Origin of the sequence: Roseofilum capinflatum BLCC-M114 (assembly GCF_030068505.1) — a bacterium.
GTDB classification, from domain to species: domain Bacteria; phylum Cyanobacteriota; class Cyanobacteriia; order Cyanobacteriales; family Desertifilaceae; genus Roseofilum; species Roseofilum capinflatum.
Genome location: NZ_JAQOSO010000092.1, coordinates 30,808 through 46,994, shown reverse-complemented (window position 1 = coordinate 46,994; position 16,187 = coordinate 30,808). Strand labels below are relative to the sequence as shown.

The following is a 16,187-nucleotide window of genomic DNA, read 5'->3' as shown; positions in this document are numbered from 1 at the left end:
ATTTGGCAAAGACTCTTTACCCTTTCCTTGATTCTATGTTGGTCGGGTGGATGATATTTTTTATCTTTTTCTTAACTATAGTACAAAAAACTTCAAATTTTCTCAGGTTTCTGTAAAGGAATGTGAAGCCTTTGTCCTAGCTCTTACGGATGAATGATTACCCGTGGGTCGCGCGAGACAAGCTATTTTTGAGGCAATCCACGACTTGTGCTTGTTGCTGGGGGGTCAACTCAGGGAACATGGGCAAAGAGAGAACTTCTTGGCTCAGTTGCTCGGCGATCGCCAACTGCTGGGGCTGATAGCCTAAATCTTCATAAACCGGTTGCAGATGTAAAGGGAGAGGATAATAGACCGACGCAATCACCCCTTGCTCCCGGAGACCCAATTGAACTCGATCTCGATACTCTTGATCTGGCCCCTGTTGCCCCTTAATGCGAATAGTGTATTGATTCCAAACTGACTCTCCTCCCTCAATGTCTTGGGGTAGCACAATACCAGGAACCGAAGCCAAAAGCTGATCATAGCGAGCGGCAACTTCTCGCCGTTGCTGATTCCATTGGGCTAAATACTTGAGCTTAATGCTTAAGATAGCTGCTTGTAGAGCGTCTAAACGGGAATTAACCCCCGTCGCTTCATACAGATAACCCCTGCGTCGCCCATGATCGCGCAACAGACGAACTCGATCGCCGATCGCCCCATCCCCCGTGGTGAGTGCCCCCCCATCCCCACAGGCGGCTAGATTTTTCGTTGGGTAAAAACTAAAACAGCCCACATCTCCCCAACTGCCCACGGGAGAACCGGCCCAAGTCGCCCCCGCAGCTTGGGCACAATCTTCAATCACTTTTAAATTATGGGATTGAGCGATCGCCATTAACCGGGTCATATCCACCGGTCGGCCAAACAAATGTACCGGAATAATCGCCTTCGTCTTCTCAGTAATAGCTGCTTCTACCTGGGACAGATCCAGATTAAACGATTCCTCCTCCACATCCACAAACACCGGAGTTGCTCCTGCCATGGCGATTGTCTCGGCTGTGGCAATAAACGTAAATGGGGTGGTAATCACCTCATCCCCTGGGCCCACTTCCACCGCTCGCAGAGCCAAATATAAAGCATCCGTCCCCGAATTACAGGCCACACAGTGATTGACACCCACCGCTTGAGCCAACTGTTCTTCAAAAGACTCCACCACCGGGCCGCCAATGTAGCGACCCGAAGCCAAAAGTTTCAGTACCGCAGTTTCCACCTCCGAGGCGATCGCTTGGTATTGCTGGGTTAAATCAACAGGGGGAATGTTGTTCACTGGCTTACACCACAGTTTGTAATCTTTACTTTGAAATTGACTCAATTCTATGTCGGTCTATCCTACCAGCAAATCTCTAGGGAATAAGGACAAGCGATTGCCAAGTTCATAGGTAAAACAGTATCCTGCTTATGGAGTCTCTGCTTGAGCCAGGACATTTGTGATCTGGGATTGTGGATTGAACTGAGGAATTATGCCAACTTTGTGGAAATTTATTGGTGTGAGTGTGAGCGCTGCGTTCGCCGTGATAAATCCTAGCGTCAATGCTGTGGTTTTTGCGAGCGATCTGCTCTTAGAAACGAGCCAACCTGAACCATCATTTGAACCCCAGACCTCTCTGGAGAACCCAAAACCGGTCTCATCGCAACCTCCCCTAGAGGTAGAGGAAACATCTACAGAGTCCAATCCAACAGATTCTAATCTAGTAGATTGGGTAGGAGGAGAGGCTACCCCCTTAACCCTATCAGAACCTGGACAAGCTTTGGAGTTGGGCCCTTTAAAACCTTCAATCAGGGGGGAGAATGGAACCCATCCCTGGCGCGATCGCCAGACGGTGGAGAATTCTCAACCGGAGGAAACCCTAAACACCCTAGCAACTCAACATTCTCAACAGCTCTCAGCAGAAGATAGTGCTTGGGTGAGTCGTCTACAAGGGGCCTTAACGTCCGATCCGACTCAAAATCCACTCCCAGAAACCTTGGTGTCTCCCTATGTTGCCCAAAGTCCTTCGGATGAACTCGCTCCCCTATATCTCGATCCGAGTCCAAACCCTCTGTTATTTCCCACCGATCCCTCAGAAGTGGCGATTGAAGGGACTCAACCCTTAACCCTGAAACAGGCGATCGATTTAGCCCGGCGCAATAATATTGAGTTGCAACGCTCTAAACTCCAGTTAGAGCGATCGCAAGCCCAACTCAGGCAAGCCTTAGCCGCTAAGTTACCCACCCTGAACTTCCAATCGGATCTACAACGCTCCCAAAGTGCCAGTAGCGAAATTAGCGCCCGCAATGCGGATACCTCCTTGGGCGATCCCGATTCTCCCAGAAATGCTTTAACGGGGACGGTTGAACTGCGCTATGACCTGATCACATCCGGCTTACGCTCGGCCAACATTACAGCCGCAGAAAAGCAGGTTCAGATTAATGCCCTTCAGGTGGAAGTGATTGAGGAACAGATTCGCCTTGATGTAGCCGAGCAGTATTATCGGTTGCAAGCGGCAGCAGAACAATTACGTATTCGTCAACAAGCTCTGAGACAAGCCGAGCGCAGTTTACGGGATGCCCAGGCTTTAGAAGTAGCGGGTGTGGGAACTCGGTTCGCTGTGTTGCAAGCGCAAGTACAGGTAGCGAATGAACAGCAACGACTGACCGAGGCGATCGCCGATTTGAGAACCGCTCGCCGCACCCTCGCCCAAATCTTGAATCTGCCCCAAACCCTCGATGTATCCGCCGCCGACCCAGTAGAAATCGTCGGTCGTTGGCAACTGTCCCTCGACGACAGCGTTATTCTCGCCTACAAAAATCGGGCTGAACTCGAACAACGTTTAATCGAACGAGAACTCAATGAAGCCCAGCGTGATGCCCGGTTAGCCGGATTAAAGCCCCAAGTGAGCTTATTTGCCAATTACAACGCCCTCAAATTATGGTTCGATGACCCCTTGCTTTCCCAAGGCGCTGGGGATGGCTATACCCTAGGAGCGCAACTCAACTGGACGCTCTACGATGGGGGACGCATACGGGCCCAAGCTGATGTGGAAGAAACGGAAATTGAACTGGCTCAACAACAATTTGCGGATAACCGTAACCGCATTCGCTTAGAAGTTGAAGATGCCTATTTTCAACTCGTCTCTACGTTTGACAATATTCAAACCTCTATTGTGGGTCTAGCTCAAGCGGAAGAAGCTCTGCGACTAGCTCGACTGCGTTTTCAAGCCGGGGTTGGCACTCAGACGGATGTGATTAATTCGGAAACTGACCTCACCCAAGCCCAATTTAACCAAGTGCAAGCGATTTTAGGCTATAACGTGGCCGTTGCTCGTCTGCAACGAGCGATTAGTAATTTACCGGCTGCTCCCACACGATAGCAGCACGAGGGCTTGGTAGCCCCCCGTCTTTAGACAGAGACGGAGAAGCGGCGCGGCGACTTTAGTCGCCGTGATAAAGTAATTTTCGCCCTCTCAGAAAATGGCACGAGTAAATCAAGGTCACTATCGGGATGAAAGTCATCGCGTTGCACAACTCATTTAGACTACCTATATATCCGCAACCTCATTTTTAATTATCTTGACTGTCAAACCCACCGACTCCAACCGATTTTTACGCCTCATGCCGATTATTGTCGGCGTAATGGGGGGAACTCTATTGATGGTGAATCGGCTATTTACCCCAGAGTTAACCCCTTCCCAAGGCCGTTCTGATGTTTTAGGGGTGATGATTAGCGCCCTGTTAATTTTAACTGGGTTACTCTGGCAACAGATTCAACCTGTCCCCCCTGAGCGTGTTCAATTAATTGGAGAAGAAGGCTTTGAATTGTCTGATGAGCTACCCGATGTGGTCAAAACTGAGTTAGCTTGGGCTTCTCAATTATTGCTTACCAATACAGTGACGCGATCGCTGATTATTTATGATCGAGGTCATGTGATTTTGCGCCGAGGCATTTTAGGCCCAAAGTCCGAGGTTACCCCCGGCCCCATTGTGCAACGGGTTCTCGATCGAGGTAAACCGGTTTATTTAGTTAATCTCAATATTTATCCGGGCAAAATTGAATTTGATTATTTACCTGAGAACACTCAAGGGGTGATTTGTCAACCCTTGGGAGAACATGGGGTGATGATTTTAGGGGCAAATGCACCACGCAGTTATACCCAGCAAGATGAAGCTTGGATTGCCGGAATTGCGGATAAAATTGGCATTTCCTTAGAACAGGTGGAGTGGTAGCTTGACTGTTAATTGAATCAACTATATATCAGAATTCATCAATGTTTCTTTTATCTCTTCAGTCCCACCACTAGCGGCAACCATTTCATTAGAAATAATTAAACTCATACTGTTATGTATTGTTTAGAATCGAGTACCAATTTAGTACCTTAATCCTCTATAGGTTGCTACGGTTAATCCTAGCAAGAGGGCTGTCCATACCCATCCAGGAATATCTTCAAGGAGGAAAAAAAGCGCAGTTAAGGCCATACCCATTAACCCTAGAAGATAGGCTAGGGCAAAGGTGGCAATGGAAAAGATGACGATCGCAATGATTTCTAACATCTACACAACACTCCCATACTCTCTCTTATTGTAGCCAAAGGGAGCAATTTTGACTGATGATTAGGGTGCTTTGCCATAATGGGCGATCGCCTCCGGTTGATGCCAACTGCCTTCCTGTACCTTAAGCCACACCCAGAGTTGATCCCCATAGGAAAAATGCCACCATTCACGGGGATGACGCTTAAACCCGGCAAACTCCATAATCCGATCTAGAAGTTGACGGTGTTTATGATAACTCTGCTCCTGGGCAGTTTTCCCTTGGGCATAATGATCGGGGAAGGAACGGGGAGAAATTTCATCGATGGGCGATCCCATATCTAGTGCCGTTCCTGCCCGATCCACTAAAGTCACATCTACGGCTGCTCCCGTACTATGGGGGGGAGGAGTTGCCGGATCGGGGGAAGGAGCTGCCCAAAAATGATACACTTCTTCTAGAAGAGTTTGCCGTTGCTCCTCCGTCAGGGTTTCCGGATTGAGACCTTGAGTTTCGGCTAACTCGATGAAGCTATATTCGACCATAAACTCCTGAACGGCGATCGGTCGATAGGCATCAAAAATCTGGATTTTCCAGCCCGGATGATGGGTTTGCAGTTGCTTTTGAGCCATCAACAGGCGATCGCAAACCGTCTTCCGTAACCAATAGGGCGACTTATCCCCATAGGGAGCGCCCAACTTCTCATAAGGATGGGGCACAACCACCGCAAAAGAGTCCAAAGGAATGGGAACCAGAGGCTCCTGATGATCTTCAATTGGAATCTGTTGATAAGGTTTTAATCTCATAGGCCCAATGATCTTATCGCTCACGTTTTCTAATTCTGGAACTGGATCGTAACCTCCGGGATGAAACGGATTACACCTTAAAACCCGCGCTCCTGCCAATTGTAAACCCTGCATCACCCCAAACCGTTCCACCGCCGTCAACGCATACTGGGAACAGGACGGATAAAATCGGCAACTGGGGGGAAACAGGGGCGAAATTCCGCGCCGATAGGCTTGGATAGCCCGAATGAGTAGGACTTTGAGCAGTTGAGTTTCCCAGAGTTTCAGTTTGAGTCTCATGTTCAGCAAAAGATATATCTAAGGTTATACTCCTATCGAACCGGTCTTTGATACAATCAATCCGTTTAGTCATTCAATGAGGGAGAGAAACCCGTTATGACACTGTTGGGTAACCTGATCTGGTTGATTTTTGGTGGCTTAATCTCTGGATTGGGCTATATTATCGGTGGCATCGTCATGTGTATGACCATTATCGGTATTCCCTTTGGCATACAAACCATGAAAATTGGTTTTGCCACCTTTACCCCCTTTGGTAAAGAAGTTGAGGTTAGCCCCACTTCCTCTGGCGTGATTCCCATGATCTTGAATATCATTTGGGTGATCTTCTTCGGTTGGGAAATTGCCCTTTCTCACCTCCTCCACGGGGCAATCTTGTTTATTACCATTATCGGTATCCCCTTTGCCCAACAGCACTTTAAGTTAATTCCTTTGGCTCTGTTTCCCTTCGGACGGGAACTTCGTTAAGGGGAGCGCTTCTAAGAAAATACCGAAGCTAACTCTCTGGCTATCCCTAAGTGGACGGTTACAATTGTGGAACACCCTACTAGAGGTTTTGCTTGTTTCTTTTCCAAAATTGGATTATAACAGCTAACAGACAATCGATAAGTCCGAGTAATCACAGATTTATCTAGGAGATGGTTAGCTAAAGCAGCAAACGGAGATTTGACCCAATGAATGTAAGTTTCGTTCTTTTGACCTTTTCAACCCTAATGGCTGCCCTATTTAATCCTCTCGTGTCCGATCGCGTACTATCTGAGCAGTCGAAAATGTCTGTATTGGAGCAGCTCGATCGAGATCAAGTGCAGTGTAATGTGTTTGTGGTTGAAGGCGATCGCCTACAAAGGGTCTGTCAGATCCGTTAAGGATGATGACTGAGGGAGTTAATCAATTGAGTTAATCGCGGATATTCACTAACGGGTAATGCTGGAGAAATAGGTAAATATAGCAGATTGTGCAGCAGTGTTTGAGAGTTGGGTAAGGGTTGGCCTTCAGGAGTCGGAATGGGGATTAAGCTGGTATTGCCTTGGGTGGCATCAAAGCCAGAATTGCGTAGTTTGTCCATCCAGAGTTTAGGGGATGGGGTTTGAATGGGAACCACCCAAAAGGAGTGTTGAGCTGCATCCGATCCTGGCCAGGTGATAGAGCGATCAAGTTGAGTTAAGATGCTTTTTGCCCGGTTTATGCGCTCTTGATAGTTGGGACAAGTTTTGAGCCGGTGAGCGAGGACTTTTAAGAGCAGTTGAGGGGGTTTGTGTCTCAGTTGGGGGATGAGTTCTCCGGATCTAAATCCTCTGGCACTCGATCCGATCGCCCCATCCACATCTTTACCCAGACCTCGGATCAGTTGCACCAGAGCATGATACAGATAGGGGTTAGAGATGGCTTTGAGGGCGCAATATTTGATCAGGCGTTGTCTGTACCAGCGATCGCCCTTTACGGGATAGCGATCGCCAATTTCCCTCATTTTCCCTGCCAGAGTCTCATCACCCACGATCGCCACACCACCCCCCAAAGCCGTACAAGTCTTAATCGGGCCGAAACTAAATAAACTCACATCAGCCTGTTCATCCCCTAAATAATACGACCCAGCAAAGGCTTGGGCACAATCTTCCACCAAGGGGATCTGATGTTGGCGACAGAGGGCAATATAGGGCGCTAAAGGAATAATTGATCCAAACAGGTGGGCAATCACAAATAGACGGGTCTGAGGCGAAATGAGGCGGCGCAAATGGTCTAAATTCGGAGTTAAGGTATCAAGGTCTAAATCGACGGGTACGGGAACCAAGCCATGACATTGCACAATCTCCACCATGTGGCGTACATTCACCCCACTCATCAACACTTGAGTTCCTGGGGGAAACGCCAGTGCTTGCAGCAGTAAATCAAAAGCCGTTCTCACCGATAGAGTCACCTGAAGCGAACGGGAAGTGGGCCAATAAGAAGCGATCGCCCCTTCTAAGTCTAATTCTGACTCGGAACCTGCCACAAATCCACCGAGCAGATCCGGCCATTGCACATCCAAGGCTAAACGGGGATAGGTCTTCAATGGCCTGTTCCGATCAACCAATAGGTGGTCATCATCCCTTTTCCCTTCACCTGAATCTCACCCCGTTTTTCAAACAAATAGCGATGTTTAAGCTTTTTATAAGTGGCTTCCGTAACCTGAATTTTACCCGGAATACCCATAGATTCCATGCGAGAAGCCACATTCACCGCATCTCCCCATAAATCATAAATAAACTTGGCCATCCCAATCACCCCAGCCACCACCGGCCCCGTACTCATACCAATTCGCAATTGTAGGGGTTGACCATTGGGTTGTTGAAACTTGGGAATGGCTCGTTGCATATCCAAGGCCATTTGGGCGATCGCCTCTGCATGATCCGCACGGGGTTTAGGAATGCCACTGACCACCATATAAGAATCGCCGATCGTTTTAATCTTTTCTACCCCATGAACTTGGGCCAATTCGTCAAACTCAGAAAAAATCTCATTGAGCAAATTCACCAAGTCAGTTGCCGAAATTCCCGAAGACATGCGAGTGAAGCCCACAATATCAGCAAACAAAATCGTCACCTGATCGAAGCGATCGGCGATCAAATTTCTTTCTTCCTGTTTCAGCCGTTGGGCGATCGCCCCCGGTAGAACATTCAACAACAAATTTTCCGACTTCTCCTGCTCTGCTCTTAACGCTGCTTCTGCCTCCTTCCGCTTGGTAATATCCTCCACTGTTCCCTCACAGAACAACAAATTGCCTTGCTCATCCCGAACCGCCCTCGCATTCTCAGAAGTCCAAATAATGCTGCGATCCTGGCGATACACCTGAGAATCAAAATTAGACACCGCATTTTCCCGCTCAATCAGCCTCATAAACTCTTCCCGACGGCCCGGATCGACATACAAATTCGTCCCCACATTGTGCAACCGCTCCATCAACTCCTCTGGAGAACCATAACCGTACATGCGAGCCAAAGCCGGATTCGCGCTCAAATAGCGTCCATCGGGAGTCAGTTGAAAAATTCCTTCTGCGGCATTCTCAAAAATACTGCGATACTTTTCTTCTGCTGCTCGCATCGCATCCACCACCCGCTTACGCTCCGTAATATTGCGAGCCACCCAAATCACACAATTATCCGGCATCGGGGAAACACTCGCCGCAAACCAGACTTCATTTTCCCTCGTATCCTGAGACCAAAATCCTTGATTTTCATCCACCATGCCTGACGTAATCGAAACCGGTAAAGAATACTCTAAATTCATGGTTTGCCCCGTTTCCACCACCTGTTGAATTTGCTGGGCAAAAATTGCTGCTTGTTCCGGGGGAAAAATATCATATACCGTTTTTCCCATGCGATCGGCCGTCGGACTAAACAGCGTCTCCGAATTCGTCGAAACCACCCGAATAAAGCGACCTTCAGCATCAAACACCGTAATAATATCCGTCATCGCCGCAAACAGCGCCCGCAGTTCCGCCTCCGACACCCGCAGCGCCGCTTCCACCCGTTCCCGTTCCGCCACCTCCACCGTTAGCTGATCCACCGCCTGCTTTAACTCAACCGTTCTCTCCTCAACTCGCTGTTCCAACTCCTCATTCAGCCGCCAGAGTTGTTCCTCTGCCTCTTTACGCTCGGTAATATCCTCAACCGTCCCCTCGTAATAGAGTAATGTTCCCGCTTCATCCCGTACCGCTCGCCCATTCTCAGAAATCCAAGTTAACTGTCCATCGAGCCGACGAATCTGGGACTCAAACCCAACCACCGAATCATACTGTTGCAGTAAATGAATAAATTCTTGGCGTTGCCGAGGGTCAAGATAAAGCTGATCCTGAACATTAATTAAGGTATTTTTCAGCTCCTCTGGTGAAGCATACCCATAAATGCGAGCCAAAGCCGGATTTGCGCTCAAATAGCGCCCATCTGGAGTCATCTGAAAAATGCCCTCTACCGCATTCTCAAAAATCGTCCGATACTTATTTTCCGCTTCTCGTAGGGCTTCTTCCGCTTGTTTGCGCTCGGTGATATCAATTCCCACCGTAAAGGCAGCCTGGTTATTATCATACTTTTGGGCCACAATCAGGAAGATACGATGTTCTCCCTTAATTCGCATCGCCACTTCCCGGAACGCTTCCTGAGCATCACTGGCGAAAAAATCTTGTACAAACCCATCAAACCCATCACTACTGCCCAAAAATCCCAACGGTTTGCCCGCAAATTCTTCTGGAGGTAGATTAAATACTTCCGCTAAATGTCGATTGACTCCCAGGTAGCGTAGATCGTGACTAATCCAAGAAACTGTTCCCGGTACAGCCTCTAAAATCGCTTCTAGTTGCTCTTTGGCAGTACGCAAAGCATGGAGGGTTTGATAGCGTTCGGCAATTTCGGCCACAAACTGATCATTAGACTCTTTCAGGGCTGCCGTGCGAGCCTCGACCTCAGCTTTAAGTTCACCTTCTGTCTTTTCCCATCGTGTTTCCCAGTCTGCCTGAGTAGACCGCAGTTGATCTTGCAAGTTCACTACTTGCTGGCGCAGGCTAACTAATTCCTGTACCAATTCTTCTTTGCTTTTTTCATGGTCTCTCATCGGCTCTAATTTCGGACTGAGTCCGACATGAACAGGTACCTGTAAGGAACGGTGCATCATGTTGTTATGGTGGGTATGGTTGGAATCAGCATATCGGCTTGCTGCTTATCGCACCCTGTCACATCTGGTGTTTTAGCCACCTACCGAATGGCTAGATGGACAAACAAACTTACTTAGCAAGGGAGTACAGTTACATCCGCTCAGGTCGGGACTAAGATATCCTCTAATATTGAGCTATGATAATAGATTTTATGATGGCTTAGGGTCATAGATGTCTGAGTCCATTTAAGTTTTAGTCAAAGATAAAAGGGTGTTATTATCCTCTCTCCGAGGAGATTATCTAACCAACCGGATAATCTGTAAGCCGTCCTTACCGGTTTTGGAAAGCCAAGGATCGTGGTAGGATCGGCTTCCGATCGCCTAGCTGTTCTATTGTGTCTTTTCAGAGGACTCAACGCCAAGGGTTGATCTGCCAATTGTGCTTGTTTATTTTACGATTCAGGAGTGGATGATGAGCGATCGACTGATTCCCGTAATTGTTAATGGTGCGGCTGGGAAAATGGGCCGAGAGGTGGTTAAGGCGGTTTCCCAAGCTGAGGATATGAAGTTGATTGGGGGGGTGGATCTCAATCCGGATCATAATGGTAAGGATGTGGGGGAGGTAGCTGGGTGTGGCCCCTTGGAGGTTCCTATTCTAAATCAGTTGGAGTCGATGCTCGCTTATGCGACTCAGGAGAGTCAGTTGGGGGTGATGGTAGATTTTACCCATCCGGATTCGGTTTATGATAATGTTCGCAGTGCGATCGCTTACGGAATTCGTCCGGTAGTCGGGACAACAGGTCTGAGTCCCCAGCAGTTGCAAGAGTTGGCGGAGTTTGCCGATAAAGCGAGTACGGGATGTTTGGTGATTCCCAATTTCTCCATTGGTATGGTTCTCTTACAACAGGCGGCTATCCAAGCGTCGAAGTATTTCGATCATGTGGAAATTATAGAACTCCATCACGACCAGAAGGCGGATGCTCCCAGTGGAACGGCGATTAAAACGGCTCAATTGTTGGGTGAGTTGGGCAAGTCCTATAACCCTCCCAAGGTGAAGGAGAAGGAAAATTTAGCGGGAGCTAGGGGAGGTGCAGCCGATGAAGGGATTCGCATTCATAGCGTGCGCCTTCCGGGGTTAATTGCCCATCAGGAGGTCTTGTTTGGTTCTCCTGGAGAATTATATACTTTGCGCCATGATACCAGCGATCGCCTCTGCTATATGCCTGGCGTACTGTTAGCCATCCGCAAAGTCTTAGAACTAAAAACCCTGGTTTATGGTCTAGAAAAAATCCTTTAGTGGGGAATGGATGGGGAATAGGGAATAGGGAATGGGGAATAGGGAATAGGGAATGGGGAATAGATGGGGAATAGGCAATAGGGAATGGGGAATAGGCAATAGGCAATAGGCAATAGGCAATAGGCAATAGGCAATAGGCAATTACCCATTACCCATTACCCGTAAGTGATGGCTTCAAGCACCGCCGCCACCACCGCCTCCTCCTCCATCTCCAGCGCCGCCACTGTCACTGCCTCCTCCAAAGCTGCCGCCTCCTCGAAAGCCGTCGCTAGAGCTATCATGACCATGACCTCTACGTTTTCTAGTGTTTCGTTTGGCTTCAGAGTAAGCCAAACTGAGCCAGATGCTCAAGTGTTGACTGATGTTATAGCGCTACGCGCTTAGATTTAACATAAAAGGTTACGGCCGGAAAGCCCTTACCAACCTCAAGTTGTTTTAACTTGAATGCGTAGCGCTATAGCAATCGGGTTTATAGAGGCTCTGTAGAGAGCAAGCCAGAGAAACAGTATACTGTAATACAAAAATCAACGGTTTTTCCTACGGAGACTTGATAAAAACTAAGTAAACCGAGGTAGAAATATGTGGATTGGGTAAAGATTAAAGAATTGATAAAGACAAATAAAGAAGGCGTAAATTAGAATCTCAACAAGTGTAGGTAAAGGGTAGAGCCATAAAAGGGCCCGCTAAACAACCAAAAACTTGCTCACACATGATTGATGTCGGGAGAGAAACGGAGATGGTGTGCAATGAAGGACATAGAGAATTGAAACCCAGCGATCGCCAATCCTGGGAAATGAAAGGGATTTTTGCCATTTCTCCCCAGAAAAAAAGTGCATTGATCCTTTGTAATGATTATTATGCCGAGTTTTTAGGGCCAGGGGCGGCGATTACATCCCACGAACAAGGCCGACAATTAGTGTTTATTGGTTCCCCAGAATTGTTGCCGATTACCAATCGTCAAGACTACCACCAAGCCTATAGTATGCGCCTGCAATGGATGCGCTGGTTACATAAACTCACTCGGTTTTCTCCTAACCCTTTCTGTCGGACGGAAAAACTGCTATCGAGTCTAGAAGCCTTCTTTGGCCAGGAAACGGTGGAAGGACTGAATCCTCACGTGCTGGCCCAACTGATTGGCGTATTACCGCAAACGGTGACTCAAGTTCGGAACAGCCGTTATTTTACGTCAGCAACTTACCTCAAAGGGGTATCCTATTGGCAACCGATCAATTTTCATCGTGCCCTAGAAATCCATACCCTCAAACCTCCATCTAAGAAAGAACTTTCAATTCAAAATTAATTTTGAATTTTGAATTTTTAATCATTTAAGATAGGATAGGAAAGTTCGCAAAACCTCACATTGGATGGGTAATGTCTAGTTCTGTCCCTGAAGAAGTTAGTTATCCCCGAAGACAACGACAGTTGCAAAGTGTCATTCTTAAACTGGGGTTACCGGAAACCTCCCCGGTGGAATGGTGTTTACTTGATAAAGCGCTGACCCATCCGAGTATGTCATCGACAGAAAACTATGAGCAATTAGAGTTTATTGGTGATGCCGTGGTTCGGATTGCTGCTTCAGAATTGTTGATGGAATTGTATCCGGATGCGTCGGTGGGAGAGTTTTCGGCTATTCGGAAAATTCTGGTGAGCGATCGCACTTTAGCCCAATTAGCAGACAGTTATAATTTAGAGCAAGATTTGCTGATGGATCGGGGAACGGCCAGTGATAAACTCGGCCGCGCGTCCCGTCTAGCAGATGCCTTTGAAGCGGTTTTAGGGGCACTGTACTTGAGCACCCATACCCTAGAGTTGATCCGACCTTGGCTCGATAGCCATTTTACCACCCTGTCTACGGAGATTCGTAAAGATCCAGCGCGGCGAGATTATAAATCAGCTCTGCAAGAATGGACTCAAGCGGTTCATAAGGTTTTGCCGGAATATAAACTGATTACGGTAGAATCGCAAAAACATACCGCAGAACCCTTTACGGCTCAGGTTTGGGTACAGGGAGAACTTTATGGTAAAGGAAAAGGGCGATCGCGCAAAGCCGCCGAACAAGCAGCCGCTAAAGATGCCTTATCAAAAATAAAGCTTACTGAAGAGGGGTGAAACAAGGATAGCGTGGATAAACCATTTAAGATTGCCATTTTAGGTGCGGGTCGATGGGGAACTCATTTAATCCGTAATTTCCTGGAGAATCCCCAGACGGAAGTCGTGGCGGTGGTAGACCCGAACCCCGATCGACTAGAGGCGATGAAAACTCGGTATCAGTTGCCAGACTCGGTGCAGTTAACTGAAGATTGGCAGGGAGTTTTAGGGGGGGAAGAGGTGGAATTAGCGGCGATCGCCACCCCCGCCTCCACCCACTATGAGATCATTAACTACGCCCTCCGTCAGAATTGTCACGTATTAGCCGAAAAACCCCTCACCCTCGATGCCGAAGAATGTCTAGAGCTGTGTCGTCTAGCAGAACAACAACAGTGCCAGCTCATGGTCGATCATACCTATCTGTTCCATCCCGTAGTGCAACGAGGTAAAGAAATCCTCTCTTCTGGAGCAGTGGGAGAGCTACGCTATGGATATGCCACCCGCACCCATTTAGGCCCGGTGCGCCAAGATGTCAACGCACTTTGGGACTTAGCTATTCATGACCTGGCCATCTTTAATCACTGGTTAGGGGAAACCCCCGTAGAAGTCGAAGCGATCGGCGATACCTGGTTACAACCGGGTTTACCCGATGTGGTTTGGGTCAAACTCATCTATCCGAGCGGCTTTAAGGCGACCCTCCACCTCTGTTGGCTCAACCCCGATAAACAAAGACGTTTAGCCGTTGTCGGGTCTCAAGGAACCCTGATTTTTGATGAACTCAGCTCCGATCCTCTGGTGGTGCAACAGGGACACTTTGAGGTTGAAGACGGAAACTTTACCCCCGTGGGGGTGAACCGGGAAGTTATCGCCACACCGCCAGGAGAACCCTTAAAAGCCGTCTGCGATCGCTTCATCGAGTCTGTAGAACAGAGCCAACCCTATTCTCAGTCTTCTGGATGGGTAGGAGCCGACTTAGTTCGCACCCTGCAACAGATTCAATCAAAAATTAAAAATGTGGGTAATGGGGAATTATTCTCATGACTTGAAATTATCGAGACCTATCCGCTAGAAGAGATTAATATAGCATTGGATCGAGTGCGATCGAATCAGGTGCGATATCGAGCGGTACTCATCATGGATTAAACTTGAACAGTCTAGATCCTTTCTTGCTGTTCCTCTGTACCTCCGAACTCATTGCTCAGGGTTCTCACTATGTCTCAGACCGCAACTAATCAAATTAATCGGGAAACCAATGTCGAGTTAGATGTTGAGCTTCGCAAAGTCTTTAAGGTGTTTGGCTCAGAAACGGCTGTCCGAGGCGTAAACTTGAACATTCACCGAGGTGAATTTTTTAGCATCCTTGGGCCCTCTGGGTGTGGAAAAACGACGACGTTAAGACTGATTGCTGGCTTTGAAGTCCCCTCGGCTGGGGAATTGTTGCTTCAAGGGCAGTCGGTGAATCATGTGCCCCCTTACCGTCGCCCGGTGAATACGGTCTTCCAAAGTTATGCCCTGTTTGGACATATGAATGTTTGGGAGAACATTGCCTTTGGACTGCGGTTAAAAAAGCTGACGAAAGCCCAAATTGAAGACCGGGTGAAAGAGGCCTTACGCCTGGTCAAAATGGAGGCATTTGCCCATCGCTTGCCCAAGCAAATGTCAGGGGGACAACAACAACGGGTGGCTCTAGCCAGAGCATTGGTGAACCGACCGGCGGTGTTGTTATTAGATGAACCCTTGGGGGCGTTAGATCTGAAATTACGCAAAGAGATGCAGGTGGAATTGTCTAATTTGCATCAGGAGTTAGGGCTAACGTTTGTGATGGTCACCCACGATCAAGAAGAGGCCCTTTCCCTTTCCGATCGCATTGCGATCATGCGTGATGGCAAAATTGAACAAATTGGCTCTCCCAGTGAAATTTATAATCGCCCGGCGACTCCGTTTGTGGCTGATTTTATTGGGGATACCAATTTGTTTAAGGGTCGCAGCGCTGCCCTAGATTCGGGAGCGGTTGAGGTACAAACGGATAAGGGCTTGAAGATTTGGGCCGCTTCTGACCTCAATGGTAGCACCGGAGGGGGCGATCGCCTGGTAGTCAGTGTGCGACCCGAAAAAATTCATCTCAGTTTGACTCCTCCAGAAACAGACCATAACTGTTTTGAAGGCCGGATTAAGCATACGATGTTTATGGGAACCCATATTCAATGTGTGGTGGAATTGGTTTCTGGAGACCAAATTACCGTATCCCAACCGGTTCGCGAAGGGAGTTCCTATGCTCAAGCCCTATCTAATCCGGAAACTGCCTTCTATGTCCATTGGCAGCCGACCGATTGTTTGGCTCTGCATGAATAAAACGATCTCAATTTTAGAAGTTATATCGCATTTTTAAATGAGTTATCAACGGTTGCCCTCATCCCCCAACCCCCTTCTCCCACAGGAGAAGGGGGAAAAGTCCCTCTCCCAGTGGGAGAGAGGGATTTAGGGAGAGGGGATATGAGCCGAAACGTTGCCCTCATCCCCCAACCCCCTTCTCCCACAGGAGAAGGGGGAAAAGTCCCTC

16 protein-coding genes are annotated in these 16,187 nt (G+C 48.2%); 10 read left to right on the top strand and 6 right to left on the bottom strand.

Annotated features, from left to right (window positions below):
- Nucleotides 1-157: 157 nt before the first annotated feature.
- Nucleotides 158-1,303: a DegT/DnrJ/EryC1/StrS family aminotransferase gene (locus PMG25_RS17540; protein WP_283768190.1), complete on the bottom strand. Its 1,146-nt coding sequence runs from the start codon at nt 1,301-1,303 to the stop codon at nt 158-160.
- Between the two features lie 193 nt (nt 1,304-1,496).
- Between PMG25_RS17540 and PMG25_RS17535 the strand changes: the two genes are divergently transcribed.
- Together PMG25_RS17535 and PMG25_RS17530 are read left to right on the top strand one after the other, a co-directional pair.
- Nucleotides 1,497-3,386, top strand: a complete 1,890-nt coding sequence (locus PMG25_RS17535) for a TolC family protein (RefSeq protein WP_283768189.1) — start codon at nt 1,497-1,499, stop codon at nt 3,384-3,386.
- 241 nt (nt 3,387-3,627) lie between these two features.
- The gene (locus PMG25_RS17530; protein ID WP_347178871.1) at nt 3,628-4,239 is read left to right on the top strand and encodes a cofactor assembly of complex C subunit B; all 612 of its coding nucleotides are present in this window, start codon (nt 3,628-3,630) and stop codon (nt 4,237-4,239) included.
- A gap of 141 nt (nt 4,240-4,380) precedes the next feature.
- Here the strand turns inward: PMG25_RS17530 and PMG25_RS17525 are convergent, their stop codons facing one another.
- Together PMG25_RS17525 and yidD are read right to left on the bottom strand one after the other, a co-directional pair.
- Nucleotides 4,381-4,563, bottom strand: a complete 183-nt coding sequence (locus tag PMG25_RS17525) for a hypothetical protein (RefSeq protein WP_283753647.1) — start codon at nt 4,561-4,563, stop codon at nt 4,381-4,383.
- Nucleotides 4,564-4,623: 60 nt separating this feature from the next.
- Nucleotides 4,624-5,622 (bottom strand): membrane protein insertion efficiency factor YidD, encoded by a 999-nt coding sequence (gene yidD / locus PMG25_RS17520; protein ID WP_283768187.1) that lies wholly within the window; start codon nt 5,620-5,622, stop codon nt 4,624-4,626.
- 96 nt (nt 5,623-5,718) lie between these two features.
- Here yidD and PMG25_RS17515 point away from each other — a divergent pair, with 96 nt between their 5' ends.
- Nucleotides 5,719-6,087: a YccF domain-containing protein gene (locus tag PMG25_RS17515; RefSeq protein WP_283768186.1), complete on the top strand. Its 369-nt coding sequence runs from the start codon at nt 5,719-5,721 to the stop codon at nt 6,085-6,087.
- Between the two features lie 206 nt (nt 6,088-6,293).
- Nucleotides 6,294-6,485 (top strand): hypothetical protein, encoded by a 192-nt coding sequence (locus PMG25_RS17510; protein WP_283768185.1) that lies wholly within the window; start codon nt 6,294-6,296, stop codon nt 6,483-6,485.
- Here the strand turns inward: PMG25_RS17510 and PMG25_RS17505 are convergent.
- Entirely contained in the window at nt 6,482-7,669 is a 1,188-nt protein-coding gene (locus PMG25_RS17505; protein ID WP_283768184.1) for a DegT/DnrJ/EryC1/StrS family aminotransferase, read from the bottom strand. The two genes, PMG25_RS17510 and PMG25_RS17505, sit on opposite strands and share 4 nt — an antisense overlap.
- Complete coding sequence (locus PMG25_RS17500) at nt 7,666-10,263, bottom strand: adenylate/guanylate cyclase domain-containing protein (RefSeq protein WP_283768183.1); 2,598 nt, start codon at nt 10,261-10,263, stop codon at nt 7,666-7,668. Before PMG25_RS17500 ends, PMG25_RS17505 begins: the two co-directional genes overlap by 4 nt.
- Before the next feature lie 448 nt (nt 10,264-10,711).
- Between PMG25_RS17500 and dapB the strand changes: the two genes are divergently transcribed.
- Nucleotides 10,712-11,539 carry a 4-hydroxy-tetrahydrodipicolinate reductase gene (dapB, locus tag PMG25_RS17495; RefSeq protein WP_347178870.1) on the top strand — a complete coding sequence of 276 codons (828 nt, stop codon included), beginning with the start codon at nt 10,712-10,714 and terminating at the stop codon, nt 11,537-11,539.
- Here the strand turns inward: dapB and PMG25_RS17490 are convergent.
- On the bottom strand, nt 11,536-11,688 hold the full coding sequence (locus tag PMG25_RS17490; RefSeq protein ID WP_283768181.1) for a hypothetical protein: 153 nt from the start codon (nt 11,686-11,688) through the stop codon (nt 11,536-11,538). The genes dapB and PMG25_RS17490 overlap by 4 nt on opposite strands.
- Before the next feature lie 19 nt (nt 11,689-11,707).
- On the opposite strand from PMG25_RS17490, the gene PMG25_RS17485 reads away from it, so the two are divergent.
- The 5 genes from PMG25_RS17485 to PMG25_RS17465 all read left to right on the top strand — a co-directional run bounded on the left by PMG25_RS17485 (nt 11,708) and on the right by PMG25_RS17465 (nt 15,979).
- A complete protein-coding gene (locus tag PMG25_RS17485) occupies nt 11,708-11,923 on the top strand; it encodes a hypothetical protein (protein WP_283768180.1) in 216 nt (71 codons plus the stop codon).
- Between the two features lie 352 nt (nt 11,924-12,275).
- On the top strand, nt 12,276-12,839 hold the full coding sequence (locus tag PMG25_RS17480) for a hypothetical protein (protein WP_283768179.1): 564 nt from the start codon (nt 12,276-12,278) through the stop codon (nt 12,837-12,839).
- A 71-nt stretch (nt 12,840-12,910) separates the two neighbouring features.
- Nucleotides 12,911-13,648, top strand: a complete 738-nt coding sequence (rnc, locus tag PMG25_RS17475; RefSeq protein WP_283768178.1) for a ribonuclease III — start codon at nt 12,911-12,913, stop codon at nt 13,646-13,648.
- A gap of 12 nt (nt 13,649-13,660) precedes the next feature.
- A complete protein-coding gene (locus PMG25_RS17470) occupies nt 13,661-14,668 on the top strand; it encodes a Gfo/Idh/MocA family protein (RefSeq protein ID WP_283768177.1) in 1,008 nt (335 codons plus the stop codon).
- Between the two features lie 171 nt (nt 14,669-14,839).
- Nucleotides 14,840-15,979 (top strand): ABC transporter ATP-binding protein, encoded by a 1,140-nt coding sequence (locus PMG25_RS17465; protein ID WP_283768176.1) that lies wholly within the window; start codon nt 14,840-14,842, stop codon nt 15,977-15,979.
- The last annotated feature ends 208 nt before the right edge of the window (nt 15,980-16,187 follow it).

Bases quoted from the DNA above. Each gene is read 5' to 3' on its own strand.
- PMG25_RS17465 (WP_283768176.1), top strand. From the start codon at position 14,840: ATGTCTCAGACCGCAACTAATCAAATTAATCGGGAAACCAATGTCGAG.
- PMG25_RS17490 (WP_283768181.1), bottom strand. From the start codon at position 11,688: ATGGGTAATTGCCTATTGCCTATTGCCTATTGCCTATTGCCTATTGCC.
- PMG25_RS17535 (WP_283768189.1), top strand. From the start codon at position 1,497: ATGCCAACTTTGTGGAAATTTATTGGTGTGAGTGTGAGCGCTGCGTTC.
- rnc (WP_283768178.1), top strand. From the start codon at position 12,911: ATGTCTAGTTCTGTCCCTGAAGAAGTTAGTTATCCCCGAAGACAACGA.
- PMG25_RS17485 (WP_283768180.1), top strand. From the start codon at position 11,708: ATGGCTTCAAGCACCGCCGCCACCACCGCCTCCTCCTCCATCTCCAGC.
- PMG25_RS17530 (WP_347178871.1), top strand. From the start codon at position 3,628: ATGCCGATTATTGTCGGCGTAATGGGGGGAACTCTATTGATGGTGAAT.
- yidD (WP_283768187.1), bottom strand. From the start codon at position 5,622: ATGAGACTCAAACTGAAACTCTGGGAAACTCAACTGCTCAAAGTCCTA.
- PMG25_RS17510 (WP_283768185.1), top strand. From the start codon at position 6,294: ATGAATGTAAGTTTCGTTCTTTTGACCTTTTCAACCCTAATGGCTGCC.
- PMG25_RS17500 (WP_283768183.1), bottom strand. From the start codon at position 10,263: ATGATGCACCGTTCCTTACAGGTACCTGTTCATGTCGGACTCAGTCCG.
- PMG25_RS17515 (WP_283768186.1), top strand. From the start codon at position 5,719: ATGACACTGTTGGGTAACCTGATCTGGTTGATTTTTGGTGGCTTAATC.
- PMG25_RS17480 (WP_283768179.1), top strand. From the start codon at position 12,276: ATGGTGTGCAATGAAGGACATAGAGAATTGAAACCCAGCGATCGCCAA.
- PMG25_RS17525 (WP_283753647.1), bottom strand. From the start codon at position 4,563: ATGTTAGAAATCATTGCGATCGTCATCTTTTCCATTGCCACCTTTGCC.
- dapB (WP_347178870.1), top strand. From the start codon at position 10,712: ATGATGAGCGATCGACTGATTCCCGTAATTGTTAATGGTGCGGCTGGG.